Genomic DNA, 24,743 nt, shown 5'->3' on the forward strand with positions numbered 1-24,743 from the left:
CGTGAGCCGGGAATACCGGGAATTCAAGATTCTGAACAAGTACGGGCTGCATGCGCGGCCGGCGGCGCAGTTGGTCCAGACCGCTTCCAAGTTCAATTCGGAAATCTTCATCGAAAAAGGCGCGGTCCGCATCAACGCTAAAAGCATCATGGGCGTGTTGATGCTGGCCGCCGCCCAAGGAACCGTCCTGAAGATCCATGCCGAGGGACCGGACGCCGCGGAGGCGGCCGAAGCCCTGGGCCGGCTGATCGAGGGCAAGTTCGGGGAAGAATGAAAGAGGAACGGATATTCGAAGGGATCGCCGCTTCACCGGGAATCGTGGTGGGAAAGGTCCTCATCTTCGGGCACGAAGACCTCCCGGTCCGTCCCCGGAAGATCAAGGAGGGCGAGATCCCGGTCGAAATCGCGCGTTTCGAAAATTCCCTGATCGCGACCAGGAAAGAACTGTTGGAAATCAGGCGGCAGTTGGCCGACCAGTTGGCCCGCAACGAAAGCGATCTTTTCGACGCCCACCTTCTGGTCGTCGAGGACCGGGCTTTGATCGAAGAGGTGGTGCAGGGGATCGAGGAGCAGAAGTTCAACGCCGAATATATCTTTCAGGAAGTCCTGCACCGCTACGAGCAGGTCTTTTCACAAGTCAAGGACGATTATATCCGAGAACGGCTGAGCGATATCAAGGATGTCGGGCGCCGGGTCATGCATAACCTGACCGGGCAGCAGCGGGCGACCCTGTCCTCGCTGGAAGAGATATCGGTGGTCGTGGCCCACGATCTCTCTCCGTCGGATACGGCCTTGATGCACCGGGAAATGGTGGTGGGGTTCGTCACCGACGTGGGGGGACGGACATCGCATACCGCCATCATGGCCAGATCCCTGGCCATCCCGGCGGTGGTCGGCGTCGGGAACATCAGCGGCGTCGCCGAGGACGGAGAACCGGTGGTGGTCGATGGGAACCGCGGCCGGGTTATTCTCAACCCCAGCCGGGCGACCTTGGCCCGGATCGAGAAGGAGAAGCGGGAGCTCGCCGAAAACGAGCGGATGCTCTCCTTCCTTCGGGATAAACCGGCGGAGACCAAGGACGGGTTCCGGGTGACCCTGGCCTCGAATATCGAGCTTCCCGAAGACATCAATTCCGTAATCGCCAGCGGAGCCGAGGGCGTGGGGCTTTTCCGGACGGAGTACCTGTTCCTCAACCGGGACGATCTGCCTTCCGAGGAAGAGCAGTTCCAGGCCTATTCGTACGTGGCCGAAAAGGCGCAGCCGCATTCGGTGATCATCAGAACACTGGACGTGGGCGGCGACAAATTCGTGAGCCAGCTCGATATCTCCCGGGAATTGAACCCGTTTCTGGGGTGGCGGGCCGTACGGTTCTGCCTGGAACGCACGGATATCTTCAAAAACCAGCTCAGAGCCATCCTGCGGGCGGGTCGGGCCGGCAACGTCAAGGTGCTCTTTCCCCTCGTCAGCGGCAAGGCGGAGCTGCGGAGAATACTGCAGGTTTGGGAGGAGGCCAAAGGCGAGGTCGAGAAAGACCGGTCCGATCCTCTTCCCGAGATCGAGGTGGGTATCATGATCGAAGTCCCTTCGGCGGCCGTTCTCGCCGATAATCTGGCCGAAGCGGTGGATTTTTTCAGCATCGGGACCAACGACCTCATCCAGTACACCCTGGCGGTGGACCGGGTCAACGAGAAGATCGCCTACCTCTATGAACCCCTCCATCCCGCGGTTCTGCAGCTGATCAGGGGAACCATCGACGCCGCCCACCGCAACAACATCTGGGTGGGGATGTGCGGTGAAATGGCGGGGGATCCGATCGCCGTGCCCATCCTCCTGGGCATGGGGCTGGATGAATTCAGCGTCAGCCCGGTGGCGGTGCCCCTGGTCAAGAAAGTGATACGGAGCCTGACCATCCCCCGGGCCCGGGATCTGGCCGAGAGTATCCTCGGCCTCAGCCAGGCTTCGGAGATCAGGGCCCGGGCCGAGACATTTCTGAAGGAACTCGACCCCTCGGTCCGGATGTAAGGCGCGGCTTGCCGGAGGGCGAGTTTAAGCTTGCGCCGACCCATGTATTGGATTATGGTGCCAGGTCAAATAAACCCAACCAGCCCCTGAGGAGGTATGGATGAAACCCAAGCATTATATTTTTTCCTCGGAATCGGTGACCGAAGGGCATCCGGACAAGGTCTGCGACCAGATATCGGATGCCGTTCTCGACCGGGTTCTGAGCGAGGATCCGGAAGGCCGGGTGGCCTGCGAAACCTTCATCACCACCGGCCTGGCCATCGTGGGCGGAGAGATCACCACCACGGCCTACGTGGATATTCCGGTTCTGGTCCGGGGCGTGGTCAAGGGGATCGGCTACACCCGCCCCGAATATGGATTCGATTACAAGAGCTGCGCCATTCTCAACGCCATCGGCCGCCAGTCGCCCGATATTTCCCAGGGAGTGACCGAAGGCAGCGGGGAATTCAAGGAGCAGGGCGCCGGAGACCAGGGCCTGATGGTGGGGTACGCCTGCCGGGAGACTCCGGAGCTTATGCCCCTGCCGATCATGATGGCGCACAAGCTCTGCGGCCGTCTGGCCGAGGTGCGCAAAACCGAGGTGCTCCCCTGGCTCGGCCCCGACGGCAAGTCGCAGGTTACGGTCGAATATCTCAACGGCGCGGTCGCTTCCATCCCCCGCGTGGTCATCGCCGCGCAGCATACGCATGAAGTAGTGGATGCCAGCGGCGAATTCATGACCGAGGAGGCCAAGAAAGCCATCCTGGAAAAAGTGATCAAGCCGGTGCTCAAGGATTTCTTCCGGGAAGGGGAGACGACCTGGATCGTCAACGGCACGGGGAAATTCGAGATCGGCGGCCCCCAATCCGATACCGGGATGACCGGGCGCAAGATCATCGTCGACACCTACGGGGGCGAAGCCCCTCACGGCGGCGGCGCCTTTTCCGGGAAAGACCCCTCGAAAGTGGACCGGTCCGCCGCCTACATGGCCCGCTATATCGCCAAAAACATCGTGGCCGCCGGCCTGGCCGACCGCTGCGAGATTCAGCTGGCGTACGCCATCGGAGTTCCCGAGCCGGTCTCGGTATACGCCAACCTGCACGGCACCGGAAAAATCACCGACGAGAAAGCGGTCGAGATCATCCGGGATATCTACGGTCTCAAACCCAAGGAGATCATCGAAACGCTCCAGCTCAAACACCCCCAGGGGTGGTCCTACCAGGATACGGCCGCCTATGGGCATTTCGGCCGCGAGGACCGGAACTTCCCCTGGGAGAAGGTGAACACGGTCGAACAGCTGGTGAAGGCCGCGGGTATCTGATCCCGGGGACTTTATCGAAGACAGAAAGCGAGGCTGGGCCCGGTTCGGGGCCCGGCCTCGTTGTATTTTCGCCTCCGGCGAAATCCCCTCCGCCGCTCAGATCAGATTGCGGAGAGCGACGATCCCCCAACAGTTGAAGAGGATGGAAAGAACGATGACCGCCCTGGCCCCGAGGGTCAAGGAGGGCGGCGTGCCGCGCGCGATCAGGACCATGAGCAGCGGCAGCGAGTCGAGGATAAAGCGGTAGCCGAACTGCCAGGACCCGTTGTTGCAGTAGAAAAGCTGGGCGGCGACGATACCGGCCGCGGAGACCCAGATCGCCCGGTTCTCCCAGGACCGGAAGCCGGCTTTGAACGCGTAGAAAAGAGCGGGGCTGGTGAAGATCAAGGCCTGACCGGCGGGGGTGGGGCGGAACCAGGGGAACCCATCGGTCAGGCGGGGGGGCATGAACAGCAGGGTATAAAGGTTGCGCGGCAGATAGTGCGGATGAAAAAGCCCGTAGCGTTGGTATTGGATAACCGCTGCTCCGGTAATGCAATGGTAGCCGTATCCGGTTTCGAACGGAGATCCGAACCGGAGAAAATTATAGCAGAGATAGACGAAAACCCCGCCGGCAGCCCCCAGGAGCACCCAGAACAAGCGCCGGGGACGGCCGATTCCGCCGCCGCTGACGGCCGTTATCCCCAAAAACGCCGGCAGGGCGAGAATGGAAAGTTGCCGACAGAGGAACGCCCCGGCCAAGGCGAAACCGGCCGCGGCGCCATGTCCGGAAAAAGCGGCGTTTAACCCCAGGAGCAGGAAAAAGACCGCGCAGACCTGGGCGAAATACCAGGCGCCCCCATGAGAGGCGACGAACCAATGAACCGTTCCGGCGCCGAAGAAGGCGGTCAGCCAATAGATCTTGGAGCGATCGCGGACGATCTTTTCCAGAAGCCGGAAACAGAGGCCGACATTGACCGCGCCCAGGAGAACCGCCACCGCGCGGGCGTCGGCATGCACCCCCCTCCAAGGGATAAGGGGAAGGATGAAGATGGCGGGAAGGGGAGGCAATCCCAGATAGAACCGGTTCCGATAGACGGCGATGTCGTCGAAACTGTCGGGGCGGTCATGCACCCCGGCCGACGGAAGCGCCAGGTTCAGGCGCCCGTGAGCGAAGGCATCGGCCAGGTAAACGTAGTGGTGGAACGTGTCTTCGAAAATCACGGGGAGCGCGGAGACGAGGTAGAGGATCAAGGATATCCCCGCAACCAGGACCAACCCCGTGTGTTTGTCCGACAAACTCTTCAATCGCGCCCGCTCCTCCGGCGCCGGCCGCCGCTGAAATTGCATATTACCACGAGAAGCCGGCCCGCGGCCTCCTCATTCATCCACAGACCAGGCAGGTTTCATGGATTAAAGAGAGGTCCACATATTTCACGGATTTTAAAACAGAGATTACACGGATTGGGAAAAGGAGAAACTGAGATTACGCAGATTTAGGGAACTACTCGTAAAATTGCTTTGTCGCCCAGGCTTCTCGCAATGACCTCAAATATCCCGTGCCCTCTGCTCCCTCAAAAATCTATTCCTATCTGTTCTGTGTAAACCTGCCTGCCGGCAGGCAGGTCTGTGGGCTCCCTCCCTTCCTGAACCCCGAACCCTGAACCCTTTGCCTTCATGGTCGAGCAGAGAGCATGGGGCATAGAGTAAAACCCGACATCTTCTCGGCCCCTTCCCGCAGGATCAGTGGGGAAGGCGGGCGGATTTCTGGTAGCGGGACGTGAAGCGGGGGCGCCCCTCGGCGTAGGCCTGGAAATTTTCGTCCGCCCGGGAGACGTCCTCCTGGCGGAAGAGCATATCCAGAAACGCCAGGAGCTTGCGCTTGAGCTCGTCCCAGGATTTTATCTGCAGCAGCGAACGCATCAGGAAAGAGGGGCGCGAGTGGTAACTGACGTAGGCCCAGCGGGTCAGGCGGTCGATCTCCTCGTTGCTCAAGTCCGTCCAGGGCCGGGGCAGGACCTGCTCCTCCGCCCGGCCGAGAATATACTCTTTCCAGTAATCGTAGCCGGTTTCCGCAACCATTTGCCGCCACATTCCGGTCAAGGGCTTGGCGGTCAATTTGGAGAATTGAACGTAGTCGAGGTCGAGGGACTTGGCGAAGCGCACCGTGGTTTTTACGGTTTTTTCGGTTTCTCCGGGAAGTCCGACGAGGAAGAAACCGAGCGGACGTATCCCCCGGCGTTTGGTCATGGAAATAACGGTCTTGACCTGATCGAGACTGATCTCCTTGTCGACCTTGTCCAGCATCTCCTGGAGTCCCGATTCGATGCCGTAGTAGATGCGCCGGCAGCCGGCCGCATACATCAGTTCCAGCAGATCCTTATCCACCGAGTCGATCCGCGACCGGCAGGCCCAGGTGATATCGAGTTTGCGGTCGAGTATCCCTTCGCAGATCGCCCGCGTGCGCTGCTTGATCCGGGGAAATTCATAATCGAAGATGTCGATTTCCCGCACCGAAAACCGTTCATAGCACTCCTGCATCTCGTCCAGAACGGTTTCGGGGGAACGGGGGTTGTAGGTCGTCCGCCCGGCTTCGCAGAAGGTACAGTGCATGGGACAGCCCAAACTGGTGACCATGACCGTGAAGTTCTTGCGCTCGGTGGGGAACTCGGCGTAAAGGTGATTGGGGAGCAGGTGACGGGCGGGAGCGGGAAAGTCGTCGAATACTATCTTCTGGGGGTGGGGAGTGACCACGATTTCCCCCCCCGCGTCTTTATAGGCCAGGCCCGGCACCCGGGAAAAATCGCGGTCTCCTTCCAGTTCTTCCAGCAGGGCAGGGAGGGTGAAATACGCTTGCTCCACGCAGCCGAAATCTATCTCCGGGGGGGCGATCGATTCCCGGGGATAGACCCTGAGGTTGTATCCCCCGACCATGACCGGGATCCTCCCTCCCAGCCCCGATTTAAGGTACCGGATCCATTCCAGGGTTTCCCGGAACATGTACGTGGTCATCATGAAACCCAGGATATCGGGGCGGAACGCTTGCAGTTCGGCCAGGGTTTCTTGGGGAGTCAACCCCAGGGTACGGGCGTCGATAATCGCCGCCTGGTGTCCGTGGCGTTCGGCGATGGCCGCGCACCAGGCCAGGCTCAGGGGGGGGAAGAGGCCGAAATACTTCTGCACGATTCTGAGGTTTTCTTCGTGAAGCTTATATTTGAACGGATTGAATACGAACGCAACGCGCATGGCCGTCTCCCGATTTAAGCGGAAATCCTATCAGGTTTTGAGGGAGGGGGGCAAGCGGAGCGCTTCAAGAGAAGCAGTTCCCTGAAAACGGCCCGGACGTTTCCCGCGGCGGGAAGCGCCAGGCGCCCCCGGTCGAACGCCGAGGCCCCGGCTCGGCGCGGGTAGTGGCGGACGGGAATTTCGACGGTTTTCAAACCCGCGGCGCGAGCCTGAAGAAACAGTTCCGCCTCGACGGCGCCGGTTCGGCAGGCAAAAGCCATCTGCTTCAGCGCCGCCCGGCGAACGAGCTTGAAAGAGCAGTCCACGTCCCGAACCCGGAGGCCGAAGAGCATCCGGATCAGCCGGTTATAGGACCACGCGGTCGCGATTCTCGCCGGGGGATCGCGACGGATTTCCCGGTACCCCACGACGAGATCGGCTCTCCGCGATGCTTCCAGGAACCGGGGGAGATCGTCGAGGGAGTACTGCCCGTCGCAGTCGGTGTAAAAAACCAATTCGCCGCGGGCAGCTTCCCAGCCCAGGGCCAGAGCCCGGCCGTAACCGGGATCGTCGCCGCTTTGTTCGATCAGCCTCACCCCCGGGACTCCGAGCAGGTATTCCCGGGATCCGTCGCGGGTGCGGTTATCGAGCACGACCAGGAGTTCGGGTTTCGATGCCCAGGAGTCAAGGCGGCCCAGGCACTCGGGAACGGAACGGCGCAGATTCGCCAGGTCGTTATAGGCGGGCATGAAGACGCTCAGGGAAGACACTTTCACGGTCAAAGGATAGCACCCTACGCGGGGTTCCGCGAAGCGAGAACGGCAGGTCGCTCCGAGCTCAGCGGTTGAGGATGAGGGAAGGCCGGCCCTCGATACGCGGCAGCGCCGCGGCTCCTTCCGGACCCGGTTTCAGATTGGCGCGGGTAAAGAGGAAGACGGCCAGGAGAAGGAGCGCCAGAAGAACCGTACCCAGCGTCGCGCGGACCGGAGAAAGTTCGGCCGTCCGCACCCGCGAGCGGCATCCGGCGTCCCAGCGGGTCGTGCCCTCCCGGCGAAGCCGCAGGTAGGCGGCGAACTGAGTGACGAGGGGGAGAAAGAAGAAGAAGAGGCCGTAGCCGTACAGGCCGACCAGAAGCGTGCGTTTCCAGGCGGCGCTGAAGGAGAGGAATTTCCCGTCGGCGCCGGTGACGGTGATGCCGAAGAGCCATTTCCCGGGCGTCGATCCGTAGCGCGCCAGGCAGAACGCCTCCACCGGGCTCCAGATCAAAAAGACGAGCAGCGTCCACAGCCAGAGATCGAGGCCCAGCGGGGCGGCGACGCTGTTTTCCATGCCGGCGGCCGGAACGGCGTCCCCCACCCCCGCGACCACCCCGGCCAGGGTCAGGATCGGGGCCGAAACCACGGTGGCGCAGACATTGAGGTCTATGGTCCGGGCCAGGAACCTGCGCCAGGGATGGGCGCCCGTCCCCGGAACGGGAGGGAGGGGAGGAGATGGCGGAGGAGAGGCTTTCCCCGGGGCCTTTTCGCCGGGAAAGAAGCGTTCGATCGGCATCCATTCGGGCAGCCCCTCCGCCCAGACCAAGGTCTCCCGGGAAATTTCCCCGGAGCGGTAGCGCTCCAGCAGGTATTCCCGGGAGACCGGCCCCAACCGGTTTTTCCCGTCGATCGAATAGTAACAGGTAGTCAAGGTCTTGAAATCCCCGTCGTTTTATTTTTTAAGCGTACCAGAATCATGAAATCAGCTGAAGAATGAAGAATCCGGGGGAGGAAGAGCGGGGATTAACCACAGGACACAGAGGGGGGTGGGAGCATGGAGCAGAGGGCATGGGGCATAGAGAAAGACCCACCGCTGGGGACCCGGGTTCAGGGTTCAGGGTTCAGGGTTCGGGGTTCAGGAGGAATGCCACCGCCTCGGCCCCCGGGAACTTTGCACCTGATTACTCTGATTGGGGGGAGAGAGAGGGTCAGGGTTCGGGGTTCAGGAAGAGAGTCCACAGACCTGCCTGCCGGCAGGCAGGTTTACACAGATAGGAAAAGATTTTTGGGGGAGCAGAGGGCACGGGATATTTGAGGTCATTGCGAGGAGGAGCGACGAAGCAATCTTACGAGTAGTTCCCTGAATCTGCGTAATCTCAGTTTCTCCTTTTCCCAATCCGTGTAATCTCTGTTTTAAAATCCGTGAAATCTGTGGACCTCTCTTTAATCCATGAAACCTGCCTGGTCTGTGGATTAATGAGGGGGCCGTGGCAGGGCTATTGAATCCTGTATTCTGAATTTTTTCCCTTTCAGAGTAATCAGATACAAAAAGAGTTCAGGGTAAGGGGGAGTGGTGGGGGTGGTGGGAGTCTTACGCTTTGCTCTATGCTCTATGCCCCATGCTCCCTTGTCACCCCCGCCGCGGGGCGAGGAGGGAACTCACCAGGCGCACCGGGGCCAGGCCGGCGCCGGAGAGAAAGACGGCGGTACGGGCCAGACGGCCGGGGCGGAAATAAAAAGCCTTCCAGGCCCGGCGGCAGAACCGGTCCAGTTCCTCCTCGTCCTGCCCGGGAAAAACCCTCGGGAACAGCTCGCTCCGGTCTCGCTCCAGGTATCTTTCCGCGCCGGTACCGGGAAGAGGGTTGCAGATGTGGAAGGAGGCGAGGTCGAGGGGGAGGGAGAGCGCGAGGCGCAGGGTGGCTTCACGTTCCTTGGGTTTTTCGTCGTAGGCTCCGAACATGAAAAAACCCAGGGAGAGTATCCCCGCCTTCCTGGTCCATTCCAGCGCCAGATTTTCGCGGCCGCCCGGGGGGGGTCTGCCCAGGAGCCCGAGCACCCGTTCCGAGGCGCTTTCCAGGCCGTAGTGAATGAGTCGGCAGCCGGCTTTCCCCATCAGCTCCAGCAGATCGGGGTCGACGGAATCGACGTGAGCGGTGCAGCACCAGCTCGTTTTCAGCCGGCGCTTGAGCGCTTCTTCGCAGAATGCCGCCGCGCCTTCGCGGTTGAGGCAGAAATCGAGGTCGATAAAGGCCAGTACCCGCGCTCCCGCGGCCTTGACCGCGGTTTCGGCCTCCGAGTAGATGGCTTCTCCCGTCCGGGGCCGGAAGCCGGTTCCGTACATGGCCCGGAGACAGACCGAGCAGTCTCGGGAACAGCCCCGCGATCCTTCGATCACGGCCAGGGGGCCCCCCAGGACAACATGGCGGTAGCGCTTCAACGGGGGCAGCAAGTCCCAGGCCGGAGCGGGGAGAAGGGCGATATCGGAGGAAGGAAGCGGCGGGGGAGGGAGGGGGTCACCCCGGCGGTAGATCCCGGCCGGAGCCTCATCCCCCATGGGCTCGACGGCCGCGACGATCCGATCTTCCGGTTCTCCGAGTACGAGGAAATCCGCTCCCGTCGCCTCGATTACTTCGCGAGGGAGAACGGTCCCGTGTACGCCGCAGACCCCGACGCGAAGGCCTTGGGCATGCAGCGCCTCCACCAGGGAGACAACGGGTTCCAGGGAAAGATTAGGGCACTCCCAGCGATCCAGGGGGGAGGAAGTCACCAAGGCCAGGTCGGCCCCCATCGCCGCCGAAGCGGTCTCCCTCGCCGTCAATCCCAGGACGGGAGCGTCGAGGATTGTAGCCGCGATCCCCCGATCGCGCAGCCGGGCGCCGCACCGGGCCAGGGAAAGGGGGGGCCAGAGGCGGTTGTGAATCCCGTCCCGGCCGATCCCGGATGGGTTCTCCATGCCGGGCCTGATCAAGACGACGTTCATCTTCGCAAAATCCCCCTGCCTGCCGGGGCCTTATCTGGTACTATACCATGCAGGCCCCGGATAAGAGCGAGGATACACGTGATCGAGGTCGTCCTCATAGTTTTTCTGCTGCTGGTGGCGTTGACCGCCACGGTCGCCGTCAAGGTGGGGTTTAGAGCCATCGATTACATGGCGGAAACCCGGGCCCGGTTGAAGCGCTTGGAAGAAGGGCAGGAGCGTCTGCTCGGCGGCCGCGGGGTGGAAAAGGACGGCGAGCCGGATGTCTGAAATTCTCATCCCCATGAGCCGGGGTCGGAAGTTCGGATATATCGACGAATGCGGCGAATTCGTCATCCCCCCCCGCTACAACCACGCCTTTCATTTCTACGAGGACCGGGCTCTGGTGGAGAAGCGCGTGCGGTTCAGCCGGGACCGGGTCGTCTACGGTTTCATAGATTCCCGGGGCCGGAGGGTGACCGGGTTCAAGTACCGTCAGGCTTTTTCGTTCTCCGAAGGTTTGGCTCCGGTGATCCCGGAAAGCTCCAGAAGCGATTTCTGGGGTTTCGTGGACCTCCAGGGCTCCATGGCGGTCAAACCGCGGTTCGCCATGGCCGGCGGCTTTTTTTCGGGTCTGGCCCGAGTTCAGGTCGGCCGGAAGTGGGGGTTCATCGACAAAGCCGGCAAGACCCCGATTCCCCCCGCGTTCGATTCGGCCGGAGATTTTTCCTGCGGGCTGGCCCCGGTGCGCCGCACCCATGGAGAAAAATGGGGGTATATCGATCGGGGAGGGGTTATGCGGATTCCGGCCCTGTACGACTGGGCGGAATCGTTCTGCGAGAACATCGCCCGGATCAACCGCGGGGGAAAATGGGGCTTCATCGATCTTCAGGGAGGAGTCGTTTTCCGGCCCGTCCTCGGATATGCCGGGAATTTTTCCGAAGGCATGGCGGCCATCAACATGGAGCGGACGTTCGACGAGATTTTTCATGAAATGCGGGGAGGGAAATGGGGATATATCGACAATCGGGGCCGGGGCGCGATCGACGCCAACTTCGACGAAGCCGGCCCTTTCCGGCAGGGGTTGGCCCGGGTGCAGCTGTTCGGCAAGTGGGGGTATATCGACCGGCGGGGCGAAATGGCGATCGATCCTTTGTATGAGGAGGCCACCGACTTCACCGGTCCGGTGGCCCTGGTCTGGAAGCAGGAGAGGCAGCTCCTGCTGGACAGGCAGGGGACCGAAATCGAAATTCAGGAATAAGCGGAGGGCATTCATGAGCGTACGCAAACGCTACCTGCCTTCAGGGTGGTACCCGGCTTCGCCGGAGGAGACCCGGTCTTTTCTGCGCGAACTTTCCGCCGGTCCGGAGGTTCCTCCGGAAGCGAAAAAAGCCGTGGCGGTGGTCGCGCCCCACGCCGGATGGGGGGCTTCGGGAAAAACCGCTCTGAAGACTCTGGCGCTGGTTCCGGAGACAGCCGAGACGGTCGTCGTCATCGGAGGGCACCTCGGACCCGGCGATGGAGTGCTGGCCGCCAGCGAGGACGGTTATGAAACTCCGCTGGGCCCCATCCCCGCCGACCTCGACCTTCTCGACGGGCTGGAAGGGGAGATGGCGGTAGCGGTGGATGTCTATCCCGACAACACGGTGGAAGTGCTCATGCCCATGATCCGCTATCTTCTCCCCGACGCACACGCGCTCTGGCTGCGTGTTTCTCCCGACGAATCGGCCGTACGGCTGGGCAACGCTCTCCATCGGCTCGCGGTCCGGGATAAGGCCTCCCTGGCGGTCGTCGGCTCGACCGATCTCACCCATTACGGACCGGCGTACGGTTTCGCCCCCGCCGGCAGGGGCCAAGAGGCCTATCGGTGGAGCAGCCGGGAAAACGACCGAGAATTCATCGAACTTCTCCTGGAGATGCGGCCGGAAGAGGCGCTCGAACACGCCCAAGGGCGCCGCTCGGCCTGTTCGGCGGGAGGAGCGGTGGCGGCTATGGTATTCGCCAAAAACCGGGGAGTAAAGTCGGGAACGCTGGTGGAGTACTCCAACAGTTTCGATATTTACCCTTCGGATTCTTTCGTGGGATACGCCGGAATAGCTTACCGGTCCTGAGGGGAAATACCGTCGCCGGACAGCTCGGATTGGACGCTTCGTACCTCCCGCCGCCGCCGCTCCCCGTTTTCGGGATCGGGATCGATCCGGAAGACGAGAATGTCCCCGTCGCCGGTTCCCGGAGGCAGCAGAACGGTGGGCCATTCTATCGCCCCCGGGACACCCTCGGCCTCCAGGACGGTGACGGCGTTGTCTTCCACTCGATCGACGGCAACCCGGAATTCCATGCGTTCCTCCCTTGCGGCCGGCCTCCGAGATCGATGCCCCGGGCCGCCCCTAGCCGACCCGGCGCAGGAATTCGGCGATCAGGCGGGTGAGATCCTTGCTCGCCTTGTGGGCGGCCTCGGTGACCTCTTCATGCGTCAGGGGCTCGGTCCGGGTGGGGCTGACCAGGTTGGATATACAAGTCACGCCCACATAGCGCATCCCCAGGTAATTGCCGACGATGGCTTCCGGTATGGACGACATTCCCGCGGCATCGGCTCCCAATTTCATCGCCATCGCGATTTCGGCCTTGGTCTCGTAGCTCGGCCCGGAAAAGCCGATGAGAACTCCGGACCGGAGTTCGATTCCCAGTGCCTCGGCCGCCCCGCGCATGGCTTGGCTTAAACCGGCGTCATACGGTTTGGACATATCCGGAAAACGGGGGCCGACCTTGTCGTCGTTGGGGCCGATGAGGGGGTTCGAGCCCATGCAGTTGATGTGGTCGGTCACCAGCATCAGGTCGCCTCCCCTGAATTCGTGGTTGATCCCTCCGGCGGAGTTGGTGTTGATGATGCATTTGACCCCCAGGGCCTTCATGACCCAGAGGGGGTACATGACCTTCTCCCAGCCGATGCCCTCGTAATAATGGACGCGGCCGACCTGGGTGACGACGGTCTTCCCGGCATAGGTGCCGAAGGTAAGCGTGCCGGGATGACCCTTGACGGTGGAGACCGGAAAATTGGGAATCTCTGCGTAGGGGACGGCGACCGGATTTTCCAGCATGTCCACAACTCCACCCAGGCCCGAACCCAGAATCAGGCCGAACTCCGGTTCCATATCGGTCCGGGTCCGTAAGAATTCGATTGTCTCCGCCACTTTGTCTTTGCTGATGATCATGGCTGTTCCTCCCGATCGGTTTTGGTTGCAACGTCGTCACGGATTTCCCGTAAAAAACCGGTCCCGTTCTTAAGGGGCGGGATCCCCAGGTACTCGGCCAGGGTTTGGGCGATGTCGGCGAACGACCGGCGGATTCCCAGGTCGACTCCGGGCCGGACGGGGGGGCCGGAAACCAACAGGGGAATATATTCCCGCGTATGGTCGGTATGGCGTTCCAGAGAAGGGTCGCAACCGTGGTCGGCGGTGATGAAGAGCATGTCTTCTTCCCGCAGTGCCCGCGTGATTTCGGGGAGGCGACCGTCGAAACGCATGAGCGCCCGGGCGTACTCCTCCAGGTTCCGACGGTGGCCGTATTTCATGTCGAAATCGACCAGGTTGGTGAAGATCAGGCTGAAACCGGGGCGGGCCATCGCCTCCAGGGTCTTGCTGATCCCGTCGTCGTTGCTTTCCGTCGTCTTGTACTTGCTGATGCCCCTTTGAGCGAAGATATCGTTGATTTTCCCGACCCCGTAGGTGCGGTGACCGGCTTGGAGAAGGAAGTCGAGGAGCGTCTCCTCCACCGGGGGCAGCGCGTAATCGTGACGGTGAGCCGTTCTCGTAAACGAACCGGGAACACCTATAAACGGGCGCGCGATCACCCTGGCCACGCCGTGCTCCTTCTGAAGCAACTGCCGGGCGAGGTGGCAGAACCGGTAGAGCTTGCGCAGGGGAACGACGTCTTCATGGGCGGCGATCTGGAATACGGAGTCGGCCGAGGTGTAGACGATCGGCCGCCCGGTCTTCATATGTTCTTCCCCGAGTTCGGCGATGATCTCGGTTCCCGAAGCGGCCTTGTTCCCCAGGGTCTTGCGGCCGATCGTCCCCTCGAACCGGGCAATCAGATCCGGAGGGAACCCCCCGGGGTAGACCGGAAACGGCTTTTCCTTGACCACACCGGCGATTTCCCAATGCCCGACGGTGGTATCCTTGCCCCGGGAGAGTTCGGCCATCTTGCCGTAGGCTCCGGAAGGCCGGGCCGCGGGCGGAACTCCGGCGAGCGGGGCGATGTTCCCCAGGCCCATTCGGGCCAGGTGAGGGAGGGAGAAACCGGGAAAACCCCGGCTGATGTGCCCGAGAGTATCGGCGCCTTCATCCCCATATTCCGCGGCATCGGGCAAAGCCCCGATGCCGACGCTGTCGAGCACGATAACGATTCCTCTGCGCACGTTGATTTCCTTTCTCGGCCCGACACCGGGGAGGGGGAGTCCGATAATCCGCCCCGGCAGAGGCGGAATAATGCGACCTTATCGGTGGCTACAGCCGTTTCTTGATTTCAGCGATAAAACTCTCGGCCTCCCGGGGCAGCGACCAATCCCAGAGCGACCGAAGCTTGCTGGAAAGGCCGACGGTCAGATAAACTCCGGCGGCGTAGGTGTGCCCGGCGATCTGAACCGGTTTGCCGTCGACTTCCCGGAGATTTCCCAGCAGATCGACCCGGAACGAGTTCCCGACTCCGCCCCGGATACTGAGCCGGTCGTTGCGCAGCACCATGATGTAGAAATCCGGTTGATGGAACTTGACGATGTCGTAGCCTATCGAAGCGGGAGGAGTGTGGCGGTCGAAGCGCCGCCGCGGTTTCCCGTCCTTGCCGGGGTCGGTGCGGAACGTGCGCAGGTCGACGACCAGGAACCGGAGGCCGCCGTCGGTTTTTTCTTCCCGGTGCTTGTCTTCGGCAAAAGCCTTGTAGATCTTCTCCTCTTCGATCATCCGTGCGATCCGGAATTTATCGGTCATGGAGAAGGGCTTGTTTGCGGCCAGGTTGGCGATCAGGTCGGCGATCTCGGAAAAAGTCCCCGAAGCCTGGGTGGCGGTTATGAGATGTCTCCAGCCGGCCGCCCAATCTTCTTCTTCCTTGACCGACTGGTTCAGGAGCAGGCGCATGAGCTTGCGGGAGTATTCGTCTCCGGGGAGAATCCGGTCGAAGACGATTTCGGCCGCGTTGCGGAAGTTGGTATCGACGATCAAGTCCGCGCAGGAATCCCGGGCGGTATCGACGCTGAGCGGGCTCCAGGGATGATGATCGTACCAGTAGACTTTGGTCCCCCCGTTTTTCAGCTCCATGAGAGCATCCTCGATCGCGGGCAGGAATTCGCTGCTGATCCCGAGATCGGCGATGAAGAGGCGGTTGGGCTTGTCCCCGGAACGGCCCAGGTTGCGCAGATCGATGCGCAGCCTCCGGGGGGTGGAGACGACTATCCTGGCCAGGGATGAAAAATGCTTGAGCAGCGCTCCCGATATTATCCCGTCCCAGTCGGTGTGGGTGACGATCATGTCTAGGATTTCGGGAGCCTGGGAGAGCTCCAGGCGCTTGAGGTTGCCATCGGCGTCGACCGGCGCGGCGGCAACGGCGACGGCGTCGGCGGAAGGAGCCTCCTGGGCGGATTCCATCAAAGGCGAAGTCTCGTTGTCCGCCTTCAGTCCCAGGTCCTGCCAGGTGCCGGAGTTTTTTCTGATGACCCGGCTCAAGTCCAGAGCGGCGACCAGGAAAACGAGGAAACAAACTCCGCTGAGCAGGAAAAACATCGTATAGTCCATCCCTATCTCCCTAGTGATAGCTGATCGTGTAATCCTTGCCGTCAGAAGCGATGGTTACGGTTCCCGAGTAATCGGTGCGCAGGATCCTGGCTCCGGTCTGCCGGAAAAGCTTGATCGGTTCCCAGTGGGGGTGGTCGAATTTGTTCCTTTTCCCGGCGGAGACGACCACGACTTCCGGATCGGTAAGAAAATATAGATCGGGCCCGCTCGCGGTCCTGGAGCCGTGGTGTCCGGCTTTTAAAATCGTAGCTTCGACCGGCGCCCCCGAGGTAAGGATGTCGAGCTCTTCTTCGTGTTCGCAATCGCCGGTAAGCAGAAAGGAGACGTCTCCATGTTCGAGCCGGATGACGATGGAGTTGTTGTTCAGGTTCAGGTGGGAGCGTTTTTCGGGGGGCACCTGGGGAGCGATGACCAAGGCGGTCACTCCGGGTCCCCAGTCGAGCAGTTCCCCTTTCCCGGGAACGCGGTAGGGGATTTTCTTGTCTTTGATGGCCTGAACGAAATTGGCGTACGTTTGGGTGGTGTGGGGGATGCCGGTATCCAGAACTTCACCCACGCTGATGTCGCTGTTGAGCACCGCCACCAACCCTCCCATATGGTCGAAATCGGGGTGGGTGGCTATGACCATATCCAGCCTGGTGATGCCCGCTTCCCTGAGAAAAGGGAGGATGACCTCCTCTCCCGCATCGAAATTCGATCGATAGGTGGCGGATTGACCGCCGTCGATGAGAATGTTTTTGCCCCCGGGGGTCTGGATCAGGGTCGAATCTCCCTGGTTGACGTCCAGGAAATGGACTTTGAGGACTCCGGCGGTTTCGCCCGCCGGGCAAAGGGCCGCGACGGAAAGCCCCGCGGCCAGAACTGCTGTCCGAAAGATGTTCATCGTCCCGCTTCTCATCCTCCCCGGCGGGGCGCCGGAAGACGCCCCGCCGGAGAAGATCGAAGGTCTACTCCTGCGCCGCGCCGGGCTGGATGCAGACCGCCATTCCCTGCCACTTGGCCACGGTTTTGGGGCCGATCCCCTTAACCCGGTTGGATAGATCGCTGAGCGAGGAGAAGGGGCCGTTGGCCTCCCGTTCGGCGATGATCTTGTCGGCGGTTTTGGGGCCGACCCGGTACAGCTGCTGCAGCTCGCTGGCGCTGGCCGTATTGACGTCGACTTCGGCCCAGAGCGGGGCGGCCAAAGCCAGGGCAAAAGCCGCTACCAATCCCAGAGCGATGACTGAACGCATGGCGCTCTCCTTCTTGTTTCCCCCTCGCGGGGCGGTTATGGTTTCAGCCGGGCTTCCATGGTCCCGGCGGTAACTTGGTTAAAAGCCGACCCCCAGTTCCTTCTCCCGGTCCGGGGCGGCGTTGTCGTCGGCGACGTCGAGTTCCTCTTCGATCAGGCCGCCGAGCATGCTCTCCACCTGGTAGGCGTCGCCGTAGATATGGATGATGACGGCGCCGTCCTCGGGGGTGTTGAAGGTCCGGATCCCCTTGGCGGTGCAGAGGCCGGCCACTTCCTCGTAGCGCTTGTCCACGTATCGGCCGCCCTTGTAGTGGAACACGGCCACCTCGGGTTCGACCCGTTCGAACATCAGATCGCTGTTGACGAACCGCCCCCCTTTGCCGAATTCGGGGATCTGGTAGATGGTGCTTTTGATCTCGTCCTCGGGCAGGGTCAGAAGCCACTCCGAGGCCTCCTGGTTGATCAAACTGGTGAAGAGAACGGAGTAATCGCCGTAGCGGACGCGCATGACCGTGGAGTTGGCGTCGCTGACGTAGGTCCCGGTGAACCGTTTTTCGGGCGGATTGAGAATTTCGATGCTCAGGGGCATCCCGTTCACGTCCCGCGGCTTGATCACGTCCATGCCGTAGTGAGAGGAGGTGATGGGGATTTTCTTCTTCCAGACGGTGTAGATCAGGCGGTGGTATTGCAGGAATTTCTCGTCTTCCCGATAAACCCCCTTGGTGTCGCCCACGGCTTCGACGAACTTCTCCTTGAGCTCGTTGAGATACCCCTCCAGTCCTTCGATGCTGTGTACGACGCCGCCCTGCTGATAGATGTACCAGACCGCGATCGGGGGAAGCTCGGTGACCAGGGCGCGGTAGTCATCGGTGGAGAGCAGGGGCATATCCCATTTGCGGGCGATCTCCTCGGCTTCTTCCCGGTTTTCCAGGGGCCGGTCCAGCATCTGGTAGGTGGAGAGGATCGATTCGATCAGTTCCTCGTGCTTTTCCTTTTTCTTCTCGGTGTAATCGGCCAGGGCGTTGTCGGCCGCGGTTTGCGCCGCGGAATCGAGAGAGGAGATGAACTCGTCGAGCTCTTGTTCCCCTATCTCCTTGAAATAATTCTGGAACTCCATCACCGTCAGGGGCGACTCCCAGTAGCCGAGCAGCAGGGTCTCGTAGAGGCGATCGGCGTCCTGCCGGAAATGCGGGGTCAGGAATTCCTTGAACCGGTTGATGTTGATGTCCTGGGGCCCGAAGGATTCCGGGGGCAGGTAGGCGTAGAGTTTGCGCACGAAATAATCGTCGGAGGCGAGAATGAAGTTCAACCCCCCCAGCAGGGAACTGTCGAAACTGGAACTGACCACGGCGTCGAACGAGATCACCCCCTGGGCCAGAAGCACGTCGGCGGTACCGCGTTGCCCCTGGTTGACGTAGCGTTTCTGGTATCCCCATTTCCCCTCGAAGCCGCCGTCCACGAGAATATTGCTCCCGTCCGGGGTCTGGATCAGCGCGGCCATACCCCGAGCCGGATAGCTGAGGTCGAGCATGGTCACCGTCAGTTCCGGGCGCGAAACGGTCTTGAAACCGAGCAGGAGCGTGGCCACCGAAACCAGCAGGGCCGCGGAAGCGACGCCGAAGCGGACCCGGTTGGCCCCCTGGGACAGGGCGGCGCGCGTCCGGAGGTAGGCGATTTTAAGGCTAAGCGCCAGTTTTTCCCGGAAGATGAAGATCAACACCCCGGCGTAGAAAAGAATAAGTATGGGAGAACCCCATTCCGGGACCTGGGGATACGGCAGGATCCGGGCCCAGAAATCGTCCCAGATCAGGAAGAAGCGCATCCCCAGCCAGTTGGCCGCGGTCAGGACCAGGGCGATATAGATCCCGAAACCCGGGATCATTCCGATCAAGGTAGCCAGCATCCCCAGGGGCAGAACGATGCCGATCAGGGGAATGGCGACGAAATTGGCGAAGGGCGCCGCCAGCGAGATCCGGTGGAAGATGACGGCGGAAAGAGGAATGATGCTGCACTGGATGGCGATCTGGGCCGCGATGAACTGCCGCAACCAGAGGCTGGGGATGGCGGCAAACCGGACCCGGAACGGGAGAAAGCCCTGGATAAAAAACGCCGCCACCGCCGCCACCACCAAACCGATCAGAAGCTTGGACGTGAAAAGCGCCAGCGGGTTCTCCAGATTCATGAAGAACAGCCCCACCGCCACCCAGGCCAGGATGAAGAGCACGAACCGGAAGAGGCTGTTGAGCCTGAGATTGAGAAAATGTTCGACCGGTTGGCTGAGAAGGCCCAGAAAAAGCACGGCCGAGAACGACATCAGGAAGGAAGCCTCGGGCATGATCAAGGGCCCCCCGTATCCGGCGGGGAGGACGGTGAGGATGATGATGGCCGCGAAGCAGATGGCCATGATCAGGGATTTCTGAATGTTCTTGCCGAAGTAGGTGAAGAAGACCAGGACGAAGATGTTCATGATGGCGGCGCGCAGGGTCGACGGCCGGGCTCCGGTGATGATGGTGAAGACCAGCAGAAAGACCACCGCGATCGGAGCCCAGATGGTCTTGGGAATCGGGGTCTGGCTGAAGATGAGGAGGATCAGGGCCGTGATGATGGTCACGTGGAGGCCGGAGACGGCGAAGACGTGAGCGGTCCCGGCCGCCCGGGAATCGACCATGATCTTCTCGGGGACCCCCCGGCGCAGCCCCAGGAAGATGCCGGAGAGGAATCCGGAGTCGGGGAAAGGCGTCGTCAGTCGGATCACGTCCAGCATCTTGTACTTGATGCTCAGGCACCAGGCGATGAAAGGGTTCCCCAGTTTTTCTTCGATGATCTCGATGGTGTCGGGCTCCCGGTCGGTCCCTCCCGTGCCGGAGATGGTCATCATGGCGAAGTAGTTGGTGTTGTTGAGCATGCGGCGGTAGTCGAAACCGCCGGGGTTGCTGGCGGGGAAGGGGGTCCTGACCCCGCCTACGATTTTGACCACGTCGCCGTAGCCGGTGTAGTAGGAAAGGTCGAGATAGGTCTGGGCCTGTTCTTCGGTGTCCTTGATGGTGGCGAAAATCCAGCCGGTGGTGATCCGCCCGATCCAGGAGTTGCCGTAGGGATCGTTCTCGGCGGAAAGCTCGTTGAGGGCGGCGAAGACGGTTTCGGCCATATCTTCCGGCATTGTAAAAGCGCCGCTGGAGAAAACGTCAAGCACCACTTCTTTTTTCCGCTCCTCGGAAGCGCCTTCGGGGAGTTTCTGCAGCCGATCCCTCGCGTCCAGGAGCGTGGCGATGGCTTCCCCCTCGTTGTCCCACTCCCGGCCGGTGCTTTGCAGCACCTCCAGAATGCCGGCCAGCTTGGCTTTGGCCTCGGGATCGCGGAGATGGGCGATGACGGAGGGCTGGACGGTCAGGCGGGTGTCGTTCACCTCCGGCCGGACTTCCGGCTCCTTGACCACGGTGCCGTAGACCAGGGATTGCTGCCCCCAGCTGTCGGTCGCCCATTCGGCCAGGTGGGTGGGATACCCGATATCCTTGTGGATGGAGGTGATCCCGTACCCGAGGAAGAGAGCGCTGCACATCCATAGTACCAGACCGTTGATCTTGAGCGCGGCCAGAACCAGGGAAATGACGGCCAGGATAACGAACGTCCAGATGAAATGAGCGCTGAGGGAGTAATCGGCGGGCAGGCCCTGAAAAGCGGCGCAGAGCCCCGCGATCAGGAGTAGAAAAGCCAGAGCCCGGTTGCGGTAGAGGAGGGAGAGAACGGCGCCGGCCAAAAGGAAGGCCCCGACGATGAAGGGAACGGTTTCATAAACGGCGCTGGCCGGATGGAGAAGCCGCACCGAAATTCCCAGGCAGAGAAGAACCGCGAAAGAAACGATATATTTCTGCATCTGATACCCCCGGAGCTATTTTTCGGCCAGGATGGAGTAGAAGTTGCGGTTGCTGACGGCATTGTAGGGGATGCGGTAGTTTTTTTTCAGGATCAGCACCAGGGTGCCCAGAATAGCCGCCCCGATCATCAGGTAGAACAGGGTCTTGGCGCTTCCCATTTCCCTCCCTCTCTTTGAAGATTAGGTTGGCCGGACTTTCAGAAGCACGAATGCACTCCCGACTTGTCGACGATTTTATAAAGTATCGGGTAGGGGTCGCAAGGAGAATCCTGGAGAACGATCGCCTTTCGGCACCGGTCGATCTGGGAGGAGATGTCCCCACGGTCATGGTGGATGGTGAGGATGGGATCCCCTTCTTCGACCCGGTCGCCGACCTTCCGGTGGAAGACGATCCCCGTTCCCATGTCGATCTTGTCTTCGGCCCGGCTCCTCCCGGCCCCCAGTTCCACGCAGGCCAGCCCCATCTCCAGGGCGTTGAGGCGGGCGATGTACCCCGAAGCGTCGGCCAGGAGATCGAAGCGCTGCCCGGCGGCGGGCAGCAGCGAGGGATCGTCGACGCAGGCGGGATCTCCCCCCTGCCAGGCGATCATTTCGGCGAATTTCGCCGCGGCCCGCCCGTCGGAGATGGCGGCCCGGGCCAGGTCTTTGCCCTCGGCGATGCTCCCGGCTTTTCCCCCCATCTCCAGCATCATTCCGGCGATCTCGTAGGTGAGCGTCATCAGGTCGTCGGGCCCCTCTCCCTTGAGACAAGCGATGGTCTCCTTGACCTCGAGAGCGTTGCCGGCGTACCGCCCCAACGGCTGGTTCATATCGGAGATGACGGCCCGGGCGTCTTTCCCGCTGAGGACGGCGATCTCGACCAGAACCCGCGCCATTTCCTCGGCCTGGGCCTGGCTGGCCATGAACGCCCCCAGGCCGGTCTTGACGTCGAAAACGAAAGCGTCGGGGCCGGCGGCCAGTTTTTTGCTCATGATCGATCCGGCGATCAACGGGATGCTGTCCACGGTCGCGGTCACGTCGCGCAGCGCGTACATCCCGGCATCGGCAGGGGCGAGTTTGCGGGTCTGGCCGATGATGGCCACTCCGATTTCCGACACCTGGCGTTTAAACTCCTCTTCGCTGAGGCTGACGCGAAACCCGGGGATGGATTCGAGCTTGTCCAGCGTTCCCCCCGTGTGGCCGAGGCCCCGGCCGCTCATCATCGGAACCGGCACCCCCAGGGAAGCAACCAGGGGGGCGAGGACCAGGCTGACCTTGTCCCCGACGCCGCCGGTGGAATGCTTGTCCACCTTGACGGCGGGGATGGAAGAGAGATCGATGGTGTCGCCGGATGCGAGCATGGTGGCGGTCAGGGCGGTCACTTCGGCCGGGTTCATACCCCGGATGAAAACGGCCATCATCCAGGCGGCCATCTGGTAATCGGGGATTCTCCCCTCCGTAAAACCGTCGACCATGAAGGCGATTTCTTCCGGGGAGAGCTCGCGCCCGTCCCGTTTTTTGACGATAATCTCGTAGGCGTTCATAAAACCTCCCCGCACTGCGGTTGCGCAACAAGCCGGAATTTTAAGCGGGGAAACGGGCCGAGTCAACGGCGATCGGAAGCAAATCGGCCGGCATTTACTTGAAGAGGCGCTCCCGGTCGTTCCGGCGCTGGTAATCGTCATCCCGGCGCCGGGAGTCGTCGCGCCCCTCCATTTCCCGGCGGCTCAAGACCCCGTCGTGGTTCCGATCCTTTTCCCGGAACATCTGCTGGTAATGGGAGTCCCATTCCCGCGCGGAGATGCTCCCGTCCCGGTCGGTGTCGAACAGCCGGAAGCGGTCGTCGTCCGAGGCCGAGGCGGCCGTTGCCCCCAAGGCTATTCCCGCCGCTACCCATGTCCCTATCAGGGCCGTTTTCATCATTCCTTCTCCCGGTTGTCTCTTCGTCTTCCCCCCCGTGCCCGATCCGGCTCCATCCTACACCTCTTCCCCGTTTCCGGCTAGAGCCGGAGCATCCGGCGCGCCGATTCCAGGAACGGATACTTCAGAGGTAGACATGTAGATACTGGAGGGGGGGGAGAAGAGGGTTCAGGAAGGCAGCAAAGAGCATAGAGCATAGTGCATAGAAAAAAACCGGACCCTTTAGGGTTCGGGGGGGAGTTAAACCACCACAGAGGAGAAACAGAGGGTACAAGAGGCACAAGGGAGCATAAGAGGAGAGGGTTCGGGGTTCAGGCTTGGAATTCTACCATGAAGAACATGAAGTCCATGAAGGGGAGAGGGTTTGTGTGTCATTGCGAGGAGTCCCGCGTCTCACGGGACGACGAAGCAATCTCCGGAGCAGTTCGAATATAGTGAGATTGCTTCGCTCCGTTCGAAATACTCTATGCTCCATGCCCTATGCCCTATGCTTTCTCGACCATGAAGGACATGAAGATCATGAAGGGGAAAGGGATAGCCACAAGAAGCACAAGAGGGCACAAGGGGAAAAAGGGATAGCCACAAGAAGCACAAGAGGATTTTTAGAGATGAAGACGGACTGAAGATACCCCATGATGGGCAGTGGGAACCATGAACCTTTCCCCTCTCAATCAGAGTTAATCAGAGTAATCAGGTGCAAAACTCTCCAGGGGCTAAGGCGGGGGGTCTGAACCCTCTTTAGTCAGAGTAATCGGGTGCAAACATTCCCCCATTCCCAATCTGTGAAACCTGCCTGCCGGCAGGCAGGTCTGTGGACTCGTTGAAGGGGCCGAGGCAGGGAGCTACTGAATTCTGAATGCTGTATTCTGAATTCTTGCTCTATGTCCCCTGTTCCCCCGCCGGGGGCTTGCGCCCGAGGACGGTATAAGCGGTCAGGGAGGAGAAAAAACGGCCCCGGCGGGAACGTTGTTCCAATTCCCGGAGCCACTTCCGGCCGGTGGTGTCGTCGAGGGTGCCGTCCGCCGCCATCCGGCGGACGCTTTGGCGAAGGTCGTAGATCCGGTCGGCCAATTCGAAATCTTCAACCAGCGAAACCCCGGGCCGGACGACTATCTCTTCCAGCCCGGCATCGAGAAAATAGTTCCTCAAATCTCTCCCCACGGCCCCGCTCGGGAACGAATCGCACCACGACCGGAGCACGGCGCGGGTAATCTCTCGGTCGTCCGCGGCAAGGGTAAAGCTTCCCCAATCGTTGTCGTAGGCGAGGAGGAGGCCGCCGGGTTCGAGAACCCGAGCCAGCTCCCGAACGGCGTTTCCCGGGTCGACGAGGTGCTGAAGGGTGCGGTCGATCCGGCACCGGGAAAAGGACCCGTCCGAGAAAGGCATCCGGCCGGCGTCGGCCCGGCAAAAACATATCCCGTTTTTCCCCCGGCTCCGGGATTGGGCCAGGACGATCATATCCGCGCTGGTATCGATCCCGATCACGCTTCCGCCCGGGGCCGCCAGCGAGGCCATGCGGAAAACGTCGTCCCCAAGACCGCAGCCGGCGTCGAGGATGGTGCTCCCCGGTCCTATCCGGAGAAGATCGTAGCTTTGCCGTTTGCAGCGGCGGTAGTAGGGGAGCGAGTCCAGCATCCGCAGACAACCGGTATAGGTCTCGACGTTCGGTCTCGCGTCGACATCGGCGAATCCCGAGGCGAGATACTCTTCATGCAT

The 24,743-nt window shown here is 61.3% G+C and carries 22 protein-coding genes; 6 read left to right on the top strand and 16 right to left on the bottom strand.

Annotation, left to right across the window (positions count from 1 at the left end; all coding sequences use genetic code 11):
- Position 1: 1 nt before the first annotated feature.
- The 3 genes from PLZ73_08430 to metK all read left to right on the top strand — a co-directional run bounded on the left by PLZ73_08430 (position 2) and on the right by metK (position 3,322).
- Entirely contained in the window at positions 2-274 is a 273-nt protein-coding gene (locus PLZ73_08430) for an HPr family phosphocarrier protein (protein HOO77899.1), read from the top strand.
- Entirely contained in the window at positions 271-2,022 is a 1,752-nt protein-coding gene (ptsP, locus tag PLZ73_08435; GenBank protein HOO77900.1) for a phosphoenolpyruvate--protein phosphotransferase, read from the top strand. The genes PLZ73_08430 and ptsP overlap by 4 nt, the downstream gene beginning before the upstream one ends.
- 100 nt (positions 2,023-2,122) lie before the next feature.
- Complete coding sequence (metK, locus tag PLZ73_08440; GenBank protein ID HOO77901.1) at positions 2,123-3,322, top strand: methionine adenosyltransferase; 1,200 nt, start codon at positions 2,123-2,125, stop codon at positions 3,320-3,322.
- Positions 3,323-3,418: 96 nt separating this feature from the next.
- Here the strand turns inward: metK and PLZ73_08445 are convergent, their stop codons facing one another.
- The 5 genes from PLZ73_08445 to PLZ73_08465 form a co-directional block, all read right to left on the bottom strand.
- Complete coding sequence (locus PLZ73_08445; GenBank protein ID HOO77902.1) at positions 3,419-4,609, bottom strand: hypothetical protein; 1,191 nt, start codon at positions 4,607-4,609, stop codon at positions 3,419-3,421.
- Positions 4,610-5,044: 435 nt separating this feature from the next.
- Positions 5,045-6,547 carry a radical SAM protein gene (locus tag PLZ73_08450; protein ID HOO77903.1) on the bottom strand — a complete coding sequence of 501 codons (1,503 nt, stop codon included), beginning with the start codon at positions 6,545-6,547 and terminating at the stop codon, positions 5,045-5,047.
- Between the two features lie 14 nt (positions 6,548-6,561).
- On the bottom strand, positions 6,562-7,302 hold the full coding sequence (locus PLZ73_08455; protein ID HOO77904.1) for a glycosyltransferase family 2 protein: 741 nt from the start codon (positions 7,300-7,302) through the stop codon (positions 6,562-6,564).
- Between the two features lie 61 nt (positions 7,303-7,363).
- On the bottom strand, positions 7,364-8,212 hold the full coding sequence (locus PLZ73_08460; protein HOO77905.1) for an RDD family protein: 849 nt from the start codon (positions 8,210-8,212) through the stop codon (positions 7,364-7,366).
- A 699-nt stretch (positions 8,213-8,911) separates the two neighbouring features.
- Positions 8,912-10,261, bottom strand: a complete 1,350-nt coding sequence (locus PLZ73_08465; GenBank protein HOO77906.1) for a radical SAM protein — start codon at positions 10,259-10,261, stop codon at positions 8,912-8,914.
- Between the two features lie 78 nt (positions 10,262-10,339).
- On the opposite strand from PLZ73_08465, the gene PLZ73_08470 reads away from it, so the two are divergent.
- Genes PLZ73_08470 through amrB form a run of 3 tightly spaced genes read left to right on the top strand, consistent with a single transcriptional unit; the run spans position 10,340 to position 12,348 of the window.
- The gene (locus PLZ73_08470; GenBank protein HOO77907.1) at positions 10,340-10,528 is read left to right on the top strand and encodes a hypothetical protein; all 189 of its coding nucleotides are present in this window, start codon (positions 10,340-10,342) and stop codon (positions 10,526-10,528) included.
- Positions 10,521-11,498 carry a WG repeat-containing protein gene (locus PLZ73_08475; GenBank protein HOO77908.1) on the top strand — a complete coding sequence of 326 codons (978 nt, stop codon included), beginning with the start codon at positions 10,521-10,523 and terminating at the stop codon, positions 11,496-11,498. Before PLZ73_08470 ends, PLZ73_08475 begins: the two co-directional genes overlap by 8 nt.
- A gap of 13 nt (positions 11,499-11,511) precedes the next feature.
- Positions 11,512-12,348 (top strand): AmmeMemoRadiSam system protein B, encoded by an 837-nt coding sequence (amrB, locus tag PLZ73_08480; GenBank protein ID HOO77909.1) that lies wholly within the window; start codon positions 11,512-11,514, stop codon positions 12,346-12,348.
- Here amrB and PLZ73_08485 read toward each other — a convergent pair.
- The 11 genes from PLZ73_08485 to PLZ73_08535 all read right to left on the bottom strand — a co-directional run bounded on the left by PLZ73_08485 (position 12,336) and on the right by PLZ73_08535 (position 24,743).
- Entirely contained in the window at positions 12,336-12,575 is a 240-nt protein-coding gene (locus tag PLZ73_08485) for a DUF3006 family protein (GenBank protein ID HOO77910.1), read from the bottom strand. The genes amrB and PLZ73_08485 overlap by 13 nt on opposite strands.
- 49 nt (positions 12,576-12,624) lie before the next feature.
- Positions 12,625-13,449: a purine-nucleoside phosphorylase gene (locus tag PLZ73_08490; GenBank protein HOO77911.1), complete on the bottom strand. Its 825-nt coding sequence runs from the start codon at positions 13,447-13,449 to the stop codon at positions 12,625-12,627.
- Positions 13,446-14,654, bottom strand: a complete 1,209-nt coding sequence (locus PLZ73_08495) for a phosphopentomutase (protein ID HOO77912.1) — start codon at positions 14,652-14,654, stop codon at positions 13,446-13,448. The genes PLZ73_08490 and PLZ73_08495 overlap by 4 nt, the downstream gene beginning before the upstream one ends.
- 88 nt (positions 14,655-14,742) lie before the next feature.
- On the bottom strand, positions 14,743-16,023 hold the full coding sequence (locus PLZ73_08500; protein ID HOO77913.1) for a hypothetical protein: 1,281 nt from the start codon (positions 16,021-16,023) through the stop codon (positions 14,743-14,745).
- A 10-nt stretch (positions 16,024-16,033) separates the two neighbouring features.
- Entirely contained in the window at positions 16,034-16,906 is an 873-nt protein-coding gene (locus PLZ73_08505) for an MBL fold metallo-hydrolase (protein HOO77914.1), read from the bottom strand.
- 64 nt (positions 16,907-16,970) lie between these two features.
- Positions 16,971-17,255 carry a helix-hairpin-helix domain-containing protein gene (locus PLZ73_08510; GenBank protein ID HOO77915.1) on the bottom strand — a complete coding sequence of 95 codons (285 nt, stop codon included), beginning with the start codon at positions 17,253-17,255 and terminating at the stop codon, positions 16,971-16,973.
- A 78-nt stretch (positions 17,256-17,333) separates the two neighbouring features.
- Entirely contained in the window at positions 17,334-21,128 is a 3,795-nt protein-coding gene (locus PLZ73_08515) for a ComEC/Rec2 family competence protein (GenBank protein ID HOO77916.1), read from the bottom strand.
- A 15-nt stretch (positions 21,129-21,143) separates the two neighbouring features.
- The gene (locus PLZ73_08520) at positions 21,144-21,287 is read right to left on the bottom strand and encodes a hypothetical protein (GenBank protein ID HOO77917.1); all 144 of its coding nucleotides are present in this window, start codon (positions 21,285-21,287) and stop codon (positions 21,144-21,146) included.
- Positions 21,288-21,325: 38 nt separating this feature from the next.
- Positions 21,326-22,651 (bottom strand): thymidine phosphorylase, encoded by a 1,326-nt coding sequence (locus PLZ73_08525; protein ID HOO77918.1) that lies wholly within the window; start codon positions 22,649-22,651, stop codon positions 21,326-21,328.
- A 94-nt stretch (positions 22,652-22,745) separates the two neighbouring features.
- Positions 22,746-23,030 (bottom strand): hypothetical protein, encoded by a 285-nt coding sequence (locus PLZ73_08530; GenBank protein ID HOO77919.1) that lies wholly within the window; start codon positions 23,028-23,030, stop codon positions 22,746-22,748.
- Between the two features lie 876 nt (positions 23,031-23,906).
- The gene (locus tag PLZ73_08535; protein HOO77920.1) at positions 23,907-24,743 is read right to left on the bottom strand and encodes a methyltransferase domain-containing protein; all 837 of its coding nucleotides are present in this window, start codon (positions 24,741-24,743) and stop codon (positions 23,907-23,909) included.

The sequence above is a fragment of the bacterium genome (assembly GCA_035380285.1).
Taxonomy (GTDB): domain Bacteria; phylum Auribacterota; class Erginobacteria; order Erginobacterales; family DAOSXE01; genus DAOSXE01.